The organism is Denitrobacterium detoxificans (genome assembly GCF_015062615.1).
GTDB lineage: Bacteria > Actinomycetota > Coriobacteriia > Coriobacteriales > Eggerthellaceae > Denitrobacterium > Denitrobacterium detoxificans_A.
This window is the reverse complement of record NZ_SUUH01000001.1, coordinates 45129-58076: the sequence shown is the minus strand read 5'-3', so window position 1 is coordinate 58076 and position 12948 is coordinate 45129. Positions and strand designations below refer to the sequence as shown.

10 protein-coding genes and 6 tRNA genes are annotated in these 12948 nt (G+C 55.5%); 12 read left to right on the top strand and 4 right to left on the bottom strand.

What is annotated here, in order from left to right; all coding sequences use genetic code 11:
• Positions 1-66: 66 nt before the first annotated feature.
• The 4 genes from E7002_RS00300 (at position 67) to E7002_RS00285 (ending at position 2558) form a co-directional block, all read left to right on the top strand.
• Positions 67-495, top strand: coding sequence for a 6-carboxytetrahydropterin synthase (locus tag E7002_RS00300; RefSeq protein ID WP_066662269.1), 429 nt, complete (start codon positions 67-69; stop codon positions 493-495).
• Between the two features lie 3 nt (positions 496-498).
• Entirely contained in the window at positions 499-945 is a 447-nt protein-coding gene (rnhA, locus tag E7002_RS00295; protein ID WP_303726939.1) for a ribonuclease HI, read from the top strand.
• Between the two features lie 96 nt (positions 946-1041).
• The gene (locus tag E7002_RS00290; protein WP_303726938.1) at positions 1042-2454 is read left to right on the top strand and encodes a sodium-dependent transporter; all 1413 of its coding nucleotides are present in this window, start codon (positions 1042-1044) and stop codon (positions 2452-2454) included.
• Between the two features lie 28 nt (positions 2455-2482).
• Positions 2483-2558, top strand: a tRNA-Arg gene (locus E7002_RS00285).
• 153 nt (positions 2559-2711) lie between these two features.
• On the opposite strand, the gene E7002_RS00280 is transcribed toward E7002_RS00285, so the two are convergent.
• Complete coding sequence (locus E7002_RS00280) at positions 2712-3398, bottom strand: nitroreductase family protein (RefSeq protein ID WP_303726937.1); 687 nt, start codon at positions 3396-3398, stop codon at positions 2712-2714.
• Positions 3399-3981: 583 nt separating this feature from the next.
• Here E7002_RS00280 and arcA point away from each other — a divergent pair.
• From arcA to argS, 4 genes are all read left to right on the top strand, one after another.
• On the top strand, positions 3982-5205 hold the full coding sequence (gene arcA / locus E7002_RS00275) for an arginine deiminase (protein WP_303726936.1): 1224 nt from the start codon (positions 3982-3984) through the stop codon (positions 5203-5205).
• A gap of 85 nt (positions 5206-5290) precedes the next feature.
• Positions 5291-6286 carry an ornithine carbamoyltransferase gene (gene argF / locus E7002_RS00270; RefSeq protein ID WP_303726935.1) on the top strand — a complete coding sequence of 332 codons (996 nt, stop codon included), beginning with the start codon at positions 5291-5293 and terminating at the stop codon, positions 6284-6286.
• Between the two features lie 71 nt (positions 6287-6357).
• Complete coding sequence (gene arcC / locus E7002_RS00265; protein WP_303726934.1) at positions 6358-7317, top strand: carbamate kinase; 960 nt, start codon at positions 6358-6360, stop codon at positions 7315-7317.
• 149 nt (positions 7318-7466) lie between these two features.
• Entirely contained in the window at positions 7467-9191 is a 1725-nt protein-coding gene (gene argS / locus E7002_RS00260; RefSeq protein WP_303726933.1) for an arginine--tRNA ligase, read from the top strand.
• A gap of 35 nt (positions 9192-9226) precedes the next feature.
• On the opposite strand, the gene E7002_RS00255 is transcribed toward argS, so the two are convergent.
• Complete coding sequence (locus tag E7002_RS00255) at positions 9227-10813, bottom strand: dicarboxylate/amino acid:cation symporter (RefSeq protein WP_303726932.1); 1587 nt, start codon at positions 10811-10813, stop codon at positions 9227-9229.
• A gap of 129 nt (positions 10814-10942) precedes the next feature.
• Here E7002_RS00255 and E7002_RS00250 point away from each other — a divergent pair, with 129 nt between their 5' ends.
• A complete protein-coding gene (locus tag E7002_RS00250; RefSeq protein ID WP_303726931.1) occupies positions 10943-11383 on the top strand; it encodes a PPC domain-containing DNA-binding protein in 441 nt (146 codons plus the stop codon).
• 361 nt (positions 11384-11744) lie between these two features.
• Here E7002_RS00250 and E7002_RS00245 read toward each other — a convergent pair.
• A tRNA-Lys gene (locus E7002_RS00245) sits at positions 11745-11820 on the bottom strand.
• A 94-nt stretch (positions 11821-11914) separates the two neighbouring features.
• Positions 11915-11991: transfer RNA gene (locus tag E7002_RS00240), tRNA-His, on the bottom strand.
• A gap of 463 nt (positions 11992-12454) precedes the next feature.
• Here E7002_RS00240 and E7002_RS00235 point away from each other — a divergent pair.
• From E7002_RS00235 to E7002_RS00225, 3 genes are all read left to right on the top strand, one after another.
• A tRNA-Asn gene (locus tag E7002_RS00235) sits at positions 12455-12529 on the top strand.
• 35 nt (positions 12530-12564) lie between these two features.
• Positions 12565-12639 (top strand) — tRNA-Val (locus E7002_RS00230).
• Between the two features lie 177 nt (positions 12640-12816).
• Positions 12817-12891, top strand: a tRNA-Ile gene (locus tag E7002_RS00225).
• Positions 12892-12948 lie beyond the last annotated feature (57 nt).

The following is a 12948-nucleotide window of genomic DNA, read 5'->3' as shown; positions in this document are numbered from 1 at the left end:
TGGTAGCACACGCTGCCTCCGTGCTATCATCATTCAGTTAAACAACCGCGAACGATATGGATGTGTATGTACGGTTTGAAAACCGAGAGTTGCTTCGATAGCGCTCATTTTCTATCTGATTACTATGGCAAGTGCGAAAACCTTCATGGCCATCGCTGGAAGGTGGTTGCCTACCTGCGTCAGCCTAGCTTGCGCACTCAGGGAACCATGCGCGATATGGTTGTCGACTTTGGCGAGTTCAAGAAGGCCGTCCGCGAGCTTACCGAGGCGTTCGACCATACGTTTCTCGTGGAAGAGGGCACCCTGTCCGATGCCACCATCGAGGCGCTGCGTGGCGAAGGCTTTGCCCCTACCATCGTTCCGTTTCGCACTACTGCTGAAAACTTGGCACGTCATTTCTACGATAGCCTTGCTGCCAAGGGATTTCCCGTCTCGCAAATTGATTGCTATGAGACGCCGCTGAACTGCGCGTCGTATTTCGGAGAAGGGGAGTAGCCGGTGAGGGTTCAGCTGTACTGCGACGGTGGATGCCGCGGAAACCAGAGCGACCGCAACGTAGGCGGATGGGGCGCGTACCTTATCTGGGGCGATCATACCAAGGAACTGTGGGATGGCGAGGTCAATACCACCAATAACAAGATGGAGCTCATGGGTTGCATCCAGGGCTTGCGCGCCATCAAGAACAAGAACGTGGGCGTCGACGTCTACATGGATAGCGCCTACGTATACAACGGCATTACCAGCTGGATCTATGGCTGGATGAAGAAGGGCTGGAAGAACTCCAAGAAGGAGCCGGTTGCCAACAAGGATCTGTGGCTCGAACTCCTGGCCGAGAAGAAGCAGTTTTCGGATATCACGTTCAACAAGGTCAAGGGCCATGCCGATAACGCTGGCAACAATAAGGCTGACGAGCTTGCCAATCGCGCGATGGACGAGCTTTCGTAGCTTGATGGATGCTTTCTCTTCGCGCTTTATCCGACTATAGCGTCATGTATAATTTCGCTCACGCATAGTGGCTTAGATTGTGGATTAGGGAACGAAATGGCGGAACAACTTATTGGTGAAAGCGCCCCGCGCGAACGATTTGGCTCGCGTTTGGGCTTTATTCTCATTTCTGCGGGATGTGCGATCGGCCTGGGCAATGTATGGCGCTTTCCGTACATCACGGGCGAGTATGGTGGTGCGGCGTTCGTTCTGCTGTACTTGATCTTTCTGGTTATTCTGGGTCTTCCGGTCATGGTGATGGAATTTGCCGTGGGCCGTGCCAGCCAGAAGAGCTCGGCGAAGGCTTTCGACGTGCTTGCCCCGAAGAAGAAGTGGGGCTGGTTCGGCTGGTGGGGCTACCTTGGCTGCATGCTTCTCATGATGTTCTACACCACGGTGGGTGGTTGGATGGTCAGCTACGTTGCCAAGATGGCATCAGGCGAGTTGAACGGCCTTTCCGCCGAGGGCGTGGGGCTTGCGTTCGAGGCTACCCTTGCCGACCCCGGCCAGCAGGTTGCCTGGATGCTTGTTGCCATCCTGCTTGGGTTCTTCGTCGTTAGCCTGGGCCTGCAGAAGGGCGTCGAGCGCATTACGAAGTTCATGATGGCTGCGCTCCTGATCATCATGGTTGCGCTGGCCATTCGCGCCGTAACGCTTCCTGGTGCCGAAGCGGGCCTCGCATTCTATCTGGTTCCGGATTTCGGCAAGCTCATGGCCACTCCCGAAACCTTCCTCGATGCTGTCTTCGCCGCAATGGGCCAGGCGTTCTTCACGCTTTCCCTGGGCATTTCCGCTATGGAGGTGTTCGGTAGCTACCTGGACAAGGAACGCAGCCTTACGGGCGAGGCCGTGAATATTGTTGCTCTCGACACCTTTGTGGCCATCGTTGCGGGCCTCATCATCTTCCCCGCATGCTTTGCCTTTGGCGTGAACCCGGGTCAGGGTCCGTCGCTGGTGTTCGTGACCCTGCCCACGATTTTCGGCGAAATGCCCTTGGGCCAGCTCTGGGGCGCGCTCTTCTTCGTGTTCATGAGCTTCGCCGCGTTGTCCACCATCATTGCCGTATTCGAGAATCTCATCAGCTTCGGCATGGATCGCTGGAATTGGACGCGCACGCAGGCGGTTGCCTATACCGCCATCATGGTTACCGTGCTGAGCATACCCTGCGCGCTTGGCTTCAATCTGTGGGCTGGCGTTACCATCCCCGGCATTGGCGATATTCAGTCGATCGAGGACTTCATCGTCTCGAACAACCTGCTGCCTCTTGGCAGCCTGCTCTACGTCGTCTTTTGCGTTTCGAAGTTCGGCTGGGGCTGGGAGAATTTCGTGGCCGAGGCCGACGCGGGCGAGGGCATGCATTTTCCCCGTTGGGCGCGCCTGTGGCTTACGTGGGGCGTTCCTGCGCTCATTCTGGTTATCTGGGTTTCGGGGTACGTGCCGAAATTTATGCTTTGGTTCGGTCTTTCGTAGTTCGATGCGATAGAATAACTCTGCTAATGCGCCCGTGGCTCAATGGATAGAGCATCGGACTTCTAATCCGACGGTTGTGGGTTCGAGTCCCGCCGGGCGCACCATTTAGCCTATGCTTCGGATGGCGTTTTTGTCGCCGTGAAATTGTAGCAGCCGACGTTTCGTCGGCTGCTTTCTTTTGGTATTGCCCCGTATTTCGCGTAGCTCGCGATTCGTATGGGGAGTTTCTTGGGTGTCGCGCGTGAGTCGTTGCGTTCTTACGAACAGCTCCAGGCAAATCGCGTATCTCCTGCGCCAATTTCGAAATTGCACTTCACGATGCCGATGTCGATCTTTGGGAGCGAGCCGCGCGACGTGGGGTTTACCTTTACCACGTTTCCTGGCTCGAGCGTGATGACGAAATCCTGGCGGTTCATTGCGGTGGGCGCGAGCATGGCTGCGTTCATGGCGGATACGAACCATTCTGGTGCGGCGTCTACGCCTTTGCCTAGCTGGTAGCACTTTTCCGCTGGCTTGCTTTTGCGAGGCGATCCGTGCGTTTTGCCGTATCCCAGCGCGATGACGCAATAAAGCTTTTCGCCCTTGAAGATGGCGCAAGCGGCGTTTCTCTTGTTGTATGTTCCCGCAACCCAGCAGCTGTCTATGCCCATCGCGCGTGCGTTTAGGACGATGCGCTGGCCATAGTACCCAATGCGCTGTTCGATGTTTGGTTCTTTCTTTCCGACGCAACATATATATGTGTGCACGTTTTCGAAGTGTCCGTATTTGGCGAGCACTCCCTTGAAGGCTACGGGATTGTTGCGTACGAGCTGAAAACGGAGGTCGCCCTCTTGGTTTGCCGTTTCGATCTGTTCTTGCAGGATGTCGAGTGTTTTGGTGTCGATGGGCCTCTCTGTGTAGGATCGCACGGAGTGGCGCTGTTCGACTGCTTCTATGAGTTCCATTGCGTCTCCTATTCGTTTTTGTACAAGTGTAGGGGTGCCTTCCTGGTTTTCGTCATTTGTCACGGTCATGTTGATATGCCGAACGGATAGGGTTACTTGCTCTTCATGCCGCGTTCGTAGGTGGTAGCGAGGGCGTAATTCCCTGCGATTTCGCGTTTGCATATCCCACGCTTACGTATGCAGAAAAATCGCCTATTAGTCCATTTGGAGGGGCGAAAATGGGTCGAATCGCATGAGATAGGGGAAATATGCGAAAGAGACGTATATTGACAGCCTTAAGGTCTTATGATTGTGAAAATACTACCTATCTAAACGTATAAATCCCCTGATGAACGCTTAGATTTCCGGAGAGCTTCCAAGGTTTAGAATTCTTGAAAACCCAAAAAGTCAATAGCCGTTTGCCGACTATTACCTACCGTTTACCCCGCAAAGGAAACGTTTTTTCAATACTTACAAATTCTCCTTGCATTTCGTTTGCGGGCATGCAATGGTTTGCTCGTTCCGCTTAAACGGGCCTACGGGTAAGGGCCTACCGCGGAAAATGCATATTGCAAAACGCACGAGAGAGAAAAGGAGGGCGTTCATGACCGGAGTCAACGTCAAGAGCGAGATTGGACCTCTAAAGAAGGTCATTCTCCACCGTCCCGGTAACGAGCTTCTCAACCTCACCCCCGACACGCTCGAGCGTCTGCTGTTCGACGATATTCCTTTCCTGGAAATCGCTCAGCAGGAGCACGACGCCTTTGCGCAGGCTCTGCGCGATAACGGCGTCGAGGTGGTCTACCTCGAGGACCTCATGGCTGAAACCATCCGCGACAACGCGGCGCTGCGCAGCCAGTTCATCGAGCAGTGGATCGAGGAGGCGAATGTCCACACCGAAAAGTGGCACAAGATCCTGCACGAGTATCTCGATTCCGAGTATGCCGATGCCAAGGCTCTGGTCGAAAAGACCATGACCGGCATCACGCTCGACGAGCTCGATATCGACCGCACCAACAGCCTGGTCGACCTCGTGAGCAGCCCCACGGAAATGGTCTGCGACCCCATGCCCAACCTGTACTTCACTCGCGACCCGTTCGCGATGGTGGGCAATGGCGTAACCATCCACCGCATGTACTCCGTCACGCGTAACCGTGAGACGATTTACGGTCAGTACATCTTCGACAACCATCCCGACTTCAAGGGCACCCCGCAGTACTACAGCCGCAAGGAAGCCTTCCACATCGAGGGTGGCGACGTCCTGAACATCAACGACCACGTGCTCGCCATCGGCATCAGCCAGCGCACCGAGCCCGATGCCATCGACACGCTCGCTCAGAGCATCTTCCACGACGAGCGCTCCACCATCGACACCATCCTGGCGTTCGACATCCCGAACAGCCGCGCGTTCATGCATCTGGACACGGTGTTCACCCAGATCGACTACGACAAGTTCACCATCCACCCGGGCATCCTGGGCCCGCTCACGGTGTTCGAACTCACCAAGGGCGCCGAGGGCAAGGTCAAGGTCAACCGCCTCGACTCCGACCTCGAGAGCATCCTCACGAAGTACGTGGGCCAGCCCGTCCAGCTGCTGCAGTGCGGCGCCGGCGATCGCATCGCCGCCGAGCGCGAGCAGTGGAACGACGGCAGCAACACGCTGTGCATCGAGCCTGGCAAGATCTGCGTCTACCAGCGCAACAACGTCACGAACGACTTCCTGTACAAGAACGGTCTTGAACTGGTCGTCATCCCCAGCTGCGAGCTGTCTCGCGGCCGTGGTGGCCCGCGCTGCATGAGCATGCCGGCCTGGCGCGAAGACCTCTAAGGTCTTGCCCTTTCGAACCCATGTGGTTCGTGCAATTGTTTACAAACGCCTGGAATGCCAGGCGACTTATGAAAGGAACTACATTATGCCTACTAGCCTGAGCGGTCGCGACTTCCTGAAGCTTCTCGATTTCTCCGCCGAGGAAATCAATTACCTGCTTCGCCTCTCCCGCGAATTCAAGAACCTGAAGCTCACCGGTACGCCTCACCGTTACCTCGAGGGCAAGAACATCGTTCTGCTGTTCCAGAAGACCTCCACTCGTACGCGCTGCTCCTTCGAAGTTGGCGCTATGGACCTGGGCATGGGTGTGACCTACCTCGATCCCGGCAGCAGCCAGATGGGCAAGAAGGAGTCCATCGAGGACACCGCTCGCGTGCTCGATCGCTTCTATGACGGCATCGAATTCCGCGGCTTCGCCCAGAGCGACGTCGAAGAGCTGGCCGCCAACGCTTCCGTGCCCGTGTGGAATGGCCTCACCACGGAATGGCATCCCACCCAGATGCTCGCCGACATCCTCACCATGCAGGAAAACTTCAACTACGACATCAAGGGCAAGACGCTGGTCTTCATGGGCGACTGCAAGAACAACGTTGCTCGCTCCCTCATGGTCGTTTGCGCCAAGCTGGGCCTGAACTTCGTGGCCTGCGGCCCCAAGTCCTGCATGCCTGCTCAGGACGTTATCGACGCCACCAAGCCCTTCTTCGAGGAGAATGGCTGCACCTGCACCCTCACGCAGGACGTTGCCGAGGGCGTCAAGGGCGCACATGCCATCTACACCGACGTTTGGGTATCCATGGGCGAGCCCGACGAGGTTTGGGAGTCCCGCATCAAGGAACTCACCCCGTATCGCGTAACCTCTGAGGTTATGGCCATGGCCGATCCTTCCGCCATCTTCCTGCACTGCCTGCCCAGCTTCCATGACACCAACACGGTCATCGGTGCTGAAAAGGCCAAGCAGTTCGGCATCACCGAGCAGGAAGTTACCGACGAGGTCTTCGAAGGTCCTCAGAGCCGCGTCTTCGACGAGGCCGAGAACCGCATGCACACCATCAAGGCCATCATGTACGCGACCCTGTCGTAAATCGTCGTACCATTTGCTAGATTCCCAGGGCCGGCCTTCTCGGCTGGCCCTGCCATTTGAAAGGACATACCATGCCTTATCAGAAAGGTGAAGGCCCTTCCGTAGTTATCGCGCTGGGCGGCAACGCTCTGGGCAATACTCCCGAAGAGCAGCTCGAGCTCGTGAAGAACACCGCTAGCCACATCGTAGATATGGTGGGCGAGGGCGTGAACACCATCGTTACGCACGGCAATGGCCCCCAGGTTGGCATGATCAACAACGCGTTCGATGCCGCCTGCAAGGATCCCGCGAACAAGGTTCCGGCCATGCCTTTCCCCGAGTGTGGTGCCATGAGCCAGGGTTACATCGGCTACCATCTGTCCCAGGCCATTCTGGGCGAGCTGAAGCATCGCGGCATCATGCGTTCCACTGCCAACGTGGTTACGCAGACGGTTGTCGATCCTAACGACCCTGCCTTCGAGAATCCCACCAAGCCCGTGGGTGCCTTCATGACCGAAGAAGAGGCCAAGGCCCTGGCCGAGAAGACCGGCTGCACGGTGAAGGAAGATGCCGGCCGTGGCTGGCGTCGTGTTGTGGCTTCCCCGAAGCCCCAGCGTATCGTCGAATTCGACGCCGTGAAGGACCTCATGGACGCTGGCTACATCGTGGTTTCCACCGGTGGCGGCGGCATCCCCGTCATCGAGGCGAACGACAGCTACCATGGCGTTCCGGCCGTTATCGACAAGGATAACTCCGCTTCCATGCTGGCTGCCTCGTTCAAGGCCGATATGCTCGTCATCCTTACCGCCGTCGAGAAGGTTTGCATCAACTTTGGCAAGCCCAACCAGGAAGAGATTTCCCACATGACGGTTGCCGAGGCCGAGGAGTACATCGCTCAGGAGCAGTTCGCCGCCGGTTCCATGCTGCCCAAGGTTCAGGCTTGCATCAACTACGTGCGCCGCTACCCGCAGGGCAAGGCTCTCATTACGAGCCTCGAGTGCGCTGCCGCTGGCCTGGAAGGCAAGACAGGCACCGTTATTACGCTCGACTAACCGGGTTTATCTTGGTTGTAGGGGAGCCGCATCCGTTCGTGGATGCGGCTCCTTTTGTCTAGATTGCTCTATCTGTACTTTCATTTCCCTACGCGGGTGCTAGAATAGCCGCAATGTGCATTCGTATTAGGAAGTGACGGAAAACAACCATGCAGATTCGCGAACAACTTGAACAGCTTGTTGGCCAGGGTCTTTCGACTGCTGTTGCCGATGGATCGCTCGCCCTCGACGAGATTCCGGAAGCTGCTCTCGAGCGACCTCGTGACACGAACAATGGCGACTGGGCTTCTACGGTTGCCCTGCGTCTGGCGAAGGCGGCCAAGAAGAACCCCCGCGAAATCGCCCAGATCATCGTTGATCACCTTCCCGAGAACGGCATGATCGCTTCCTGCGAAATCGCCGGTCCTGGCTTCATCAATTTCACGCTGGCTCCCGAAGTGTTCCAGGGCGTTATTGCTCAGGTTCGCCAGGAAGGTGCCGATTACGCCAAGGGCACCATCGAGGGTCCCAACTACATCAACATCGAGTACATCAGCGCTAACCCCACGGGTCCGTTCCATGTGGGTCATGGCCGTTGGGCTGCGCTTGGCGACGCCACGGCGCGCGTCATGCGTCATGCCGGCTACAAGGTGTACGAAGAGAACTACATCAACGACCATGGTAGTCAGATGGATAACTTCGGTCGAAGCGTTGTTGCGCGTTACCTGCAGGAGCTTGGCCACGACGTTCCGCTGCCCGAAAACTGCTACGCTGGCGCCTACGTTATCGACATTGCCAAGTCCATCATCGAAAAGGATGGCGACAAGTGGGTCGACGCCGATGAGGAAGAGCGTCTGCTGAACTTCCGCGAGCGCGCCTACGCATACGAGCTTGCCGAGCAGCATCGCATTTGCGACACCTTTGGCACCACGTTCGACAAGTGGTTCAGCGAGCGCACTCTGTACGTGAAGGACGAAGAGGGCAAGAGTCAGGTCGACCGCGCTCTGGCTGCTATGGACGAGCGTGGCTACCTGTACGAAAAGGACGGCGCCACCTGGTTCAAGAGCACCGCGTTTGGCGATGACAAAGACCGCGTTCTGCAGAAGAGCAACGGCGAGTACACGTACTTTACCAGCGACGTTGCATACCATTACAACAAGATGCAGCGTGGCTTCGACCATCTCATCGACCTGTGGGGCGCCGATCATCATGGCTACATCGCCCGTTGCGAGGCCATGCTGGCCGCTTGGGGTTACCCGGGTGCCTTGGAAGTCATGCTTGGCCAGCTCGTGAACCTGTTCCGCAATGGCGAGCCGGTTCGTATGAGCAAGCGTACGGGCGAAATGGTTACGTTCGAAGAGCTTATCGAAGAGGTGGGCGTTGATAGCACGCGTTGGCTCATGCTTTCTCGCGGTGCCGATCAGACCATTGACTTCGACATCGAAGTGGCCAAGAAGAAGGATGCGTCCAACCCCGTGTATTACGTGCAGTACGCACATGCGCGTATCTGCTCTATCTTGCGCAAGGCTGCTCCTGCCGAGCTTGCCGCCAAGGCCGAAGCTGGGGAAATCTCCATGGATGAGCTCGTTGCTCAGGTGCTTCCTGCCAACATCGACCTTTCCGTGCTCACCGACCCCAGTGAAATTGCTCTCGCTCGCAAGATCGAGACGCTCCATGATTTCGTTCAGCTGGCTGCGCGCGACCGCGCTGCGTTCCGCATGACGCACTTCTGCCAGGATCTTGCCGGTCTGTTCCATGGCTTCTACACCAACTGCCATGTGAACGTGGAAGACGAGAAGCTGCGTAACGCCCGTCTGGCGCTCTGCGACGCAACGCGTATCGTTCTGGCGCTTAGTCTGGGTCTTCTGGGTATTTCTGCCCCCGAGAAGATGTAGCAGATACCAACAGATCTAGTTGTCTACGGCGGGGTTTATCCCCGCCGTTTTTCTTCTGCGCGTTCGTTTTCTGCAACTGTTGTAATGCTGCTGATGACGTTCAGGATGTTTTGGAGCCCGCCGCAGAACAGCTCGAAGCATATCGCCAGGGAAATGGCGATATCGGAATGCAAGTACGTCAAGATTACCAGCATGCCGATGAGGATGGACCCTGGCTGGTTGGGGGCTCCGAACGAGAGGAACATCACGATAAAGGCTATTGCTGCGATGTTGAACCACGACACTTCGCAATTGGCAACGAAGATGTAGATTGATGCGAGCAGCATGAGAATGAAGCAGTTGCCGTCAAGGCTGGTCTGTGCCAGTATCGGAAGCTCCTTCCCGAGCCTTTCCTGGGGGATTCCCAGATGCTTCGCGCAGTAGCGATTGTTGTAGGGCACGGCGTCGATGACGGAGCCTATCACGTAGTTCTCTTTAACGAGCGGCCATATCATTCGGATGAATTCCCCTATCCGGATTCCATGTGCCTTCAGCCTTAGGGCGTACAGGGCAAGTAGGGGGATCGTGCTTGCGAATACGATGACGCCGATGAAGAGGATCTCCAGGAAATTCGAAATGCCGTCCTTTGCCAGGAAGACTTCCAGGAACAGCAGGAAGCAAGCTATCGGGAAGGCCGTCATGAGAATGCCGAGTATGCCGGAGAACAAGTTGTAGCAAGCGTCGATTGCCCGTTTTAGCAAGTCGAAGCTCTTGCCTATCGAATTCAGCGCGCCAACGATGAGGAGCGCTACGACAATCATGGGAATGGGGGAGATGGTCTCGAAGGGCTCGATGATGCTTGACGGTATTATCTGATCTATCGCCGAGGCAAGCGACCAATTGGCGAATCCTATGTCGACCTGCTCCGTCATTCCGCTGGATGAGAGGGCCCACTGGGCAAACATGAAACCCATGATGAGAGCTAGCACGACTACGCCGACCGAGGAGGATATCGCACTGATGAACAGCCTGCGCGATGACGAATTGTGGTCGGCAACGATGAAGGAATCGGTTACGTTCTTGAGCAGCGAGAAGAGCGTTACTGGTGCGCCTATCATAAGCACGGCGTTGGTGAACAGCTTTTCCAGGGGTGATACCCATTCGGTTGCCAGTAGCTGCAACTCAGCTTCGTCAACCGTGAATTCAAGGATGATGCCCACGATCACTGCCATTATGACGGCGATGAGGTTTGGGAGGATGATGCTCCAGAAGTTTCTGCCCACCGAAAGGGAAATGACGTTGGTGCCGTTCTTGTATGAACAGGAGAACTTGTCGGAAAACGTATCGATGATTTCTGTTCTGGAATCTGGCTGGGCGTCTTCCTCGGGTAGCGAGAATCGCTTGCCCGCGAACGAGATTTCTATGTCCGTCCCCTTGAGTGCGCTAATGCTGCTGATCTCAAGTTGCGTTTCGTCGCCAGCTTGTGATGCGACATGGTAGAGGAGCGCTTCGAAGAGAGCCATCAATTCAGTGCCGCTGCAGGCGGAAATGCGGCGCCCCGCAAGGGCCTTTTCGGCGAAGTTGTGGGCTTGCGAAATGCCCGCCTCGCTTGCCTTTACCCGTATTGTTTCAGTTCTAGCCATAGTGAATGCTCCAGAAAACCGACGTGGCTGTTCCCTCTAGGTTTGCTGTGACAAATGCCATGTACTGAATACCATTATAATAGCGGTATGCATCTACGTTGGGGTAATTGGGAACATCGAGGTGAGAATATGGAATACAGAAAGTTCGGTGACGCCTACTACGTACGACTTGATCGGGGTGACGAGATCATTTCCTCTATTCTTGGCATTTGCAAGGCAGAGAATGTTGCGTCGGCTACGTTCAGTGGCATTGGTGGCTGCAAGGAAGCCCTGATCCAGACCTTCATTCCCGAAACGGGCGCATTCGAAACCCAAGAGTATGCTGGCATGCTCGAACTTGTGTCGCTCGTCGGCAATGTCTTTTCAGGTGATGAATCCGAATTGACCAGCCATGCTCACGCCATGTTTTCGTATAAGGATGGCAGCGAACATTGCGTGGCGGCGGGGCACGTGAAGTCCATAACCGTTCTCTACACCGCCGAAATCGAGCTACGGCCCGTTGTCGGAGGCATTATTGGGAAGAAATACGATCCGGTTACCGGCACGGGTTTTTGGGAGTTTCAAGACTAAGCACGTCTGACTCAGCGCACCCATGCAGAAGATGCTTTTTGCGCCGAGTATGATTTTAGCGTTCACAAAATGGCGGCACTTCCAAAGTGTGAACATATGAAGGAGGGGAGTGCTGGGTTCGAGTCCCCGTCATCCGGACATGAAAAAAGCTCCCAACGGGGAGCTCTACAATTCAAATGGTGGACCGTCGGGGACTCCTGCGTTCCTGTGGAACGCCGAACCCTCCCTCGCAGGCTCGGTCGGGCGAATTCCTACAAACGTGCCGCTGGCACGTTTGCTTAACGGAATTCCACCTCATCGGTTCGAGTCCCCGTTATACGGTATGAAAAAAGCTCCCGATAGGGGAGCTTAACAATTCAGATGGTGGACCGTCGGGGACTCGAACCCCGGACCTTGGGATTAAGAGTCCCCTGCTCTACCAACTAAGCTAACGGTCCATGTTCATATGTCTTTTGCCCTTCGAAAAGCGGCGAACGCTATTTTAGGACAACCGCTCTTGCTTTGCAAGAACTTTTTTAAAAAGTTTCGCGCTGGGGTGGATAGAGAGATTCGAACTCTCGACCTCCAGAGCCACAATCTGGCGCCCTAACCAACTAGGCCATATCCACCGTGCGCAAGTGGATAGTATAGCGGCCGATGAGGTAGGGGGCAACAGGCAATTTTCTCATCACGAATCATGCACAACTCGGCACGTTCTCACTGTAAAACAGCCTGTAAGGCGCTTGGTGATCACGGGATGCGTCCGTGGGGTGCCGTTATCCAGATTGACTCCACTCCGGTAGCGCGTGAGATGTCTTTGCGAGCCCCCGCCTATGTTGGCGGTGAGCGGTTGGGGAAGCGGTGCGATCGTTTGTTTGCTCGCGTACGTATATAGACGCGGAATGTATGTGCCGCATATCCCAAGCTCATGTTCTTGTAGATTTATTTGCTCCCTTATCTATATACGGGGGTATGTTGTCCAAATACGGCCTCGGAAAATGTGAAGATGAATCCACAAAAAAGGGGGTTGTCAAAGGGTTTGGTTCGCGTATAATCCTTTCTTGCGCGTTGCAAGTGAGCAACAAGCAAGATTCCTCGGTAGCTCAACGGCAGAGCATCCGGCTGTTAACCGGAGGGTTGTAGGTTCGAATCCTACCCGGGGAGCCATTTGTTTTTACAGCCTTTTTTGGCTCTTACATATCGGGCGTTTGGCGCAGCGGGAGCGCGACTCCTTCACACGGAGTAGGTCACAGGTTCAATCCCTGTAACGCCCACCATCAAAAACACCAGGTCAGAACAAGTTTCTGGCTTGGTTTTTTATTTATTGAAAATTGTCGAAATGCCTCCAGTACGTAATAAATACGTAATAGACGGACGATGGTGAGGAGATAATACGCATTGGGTCGACCATGCGCGGATGGTATACGGCCAATTGCGCTATACTACGTGTTCACGGGCCTGTAGCTCAATGGTGGAGCAGGGGACTCATAATCCTTTGGTTGTCGGTTCGAGCCCGGCCGGGCCCACCACTTAGATTTTCATCGGGTCAGTCGATTTTCGGCTGGCCCTTTTCAGTGTGTAAGGGT

Bases quoted from the DNA above. Each gene is read 5' to 3' on its own strand.
- E7002_RS00290 (WP_303726938.1), top strand. From the start codon at position 1,042: ATGGCGGAACAACTTATTGGTGAAAGCGCCCCGCGCGAACGATTTGGC.
- argS (WP_303726933.1), top strand. From the start codon at position 7,467: ATGCAGATTCGCGAACAACTTGAACAGCTTGTTGGCCAGGGTCTTTCG.
- argF (WP_303726935.1), top strand. From the start codon at position 5,291: ATGCCTACTAGCCTGAGCGGTCGCGACTTCCTGAAGCTTCTCGATTTC.
- E7002_RS00255 (WP_303726932.1), bottom strand. From the start codon at position 10,813: ATGGCTAGAACTGAAACAATACGGGTAAAGGCAAGCGAGGCGGGCATT.
- arcA (WP_303726936.1), top strand. From the start codon at position 3,982: ATGACCGGAGTCAACGTCAAGAGCGAGATTGGACCTCTAAAGAAGGTC.
- E7002_RS00300 (WP_066662269.1), top strand. From the start codon at position 67: ATGTACGGTTTGAAAACCGAGAGTTGCTTCGATAGCGCTCATTTTCTA.
- arcC (WP_303726934.1), top strand. From the start codon at position 6,358: ATGCCTTATCAGAAAGGTGAAGGCCCTTCCGTAGTTATCGCGCTGGGC.
- E7002_RS00280 (WP_303726937.1), bottom strand. From the start codon at position 3,398: ATGGAACTCATAGAAGCAGTCGAACAGCGCCACTCCGTGCGATCCTAC.
- E7002_RS00250 (WP_303726931.1), top strand. From the start codon at position 10,943: ATGGAATACAGAAAGTTCGGTGACGCCTACTACGTACGACTTGATCGG.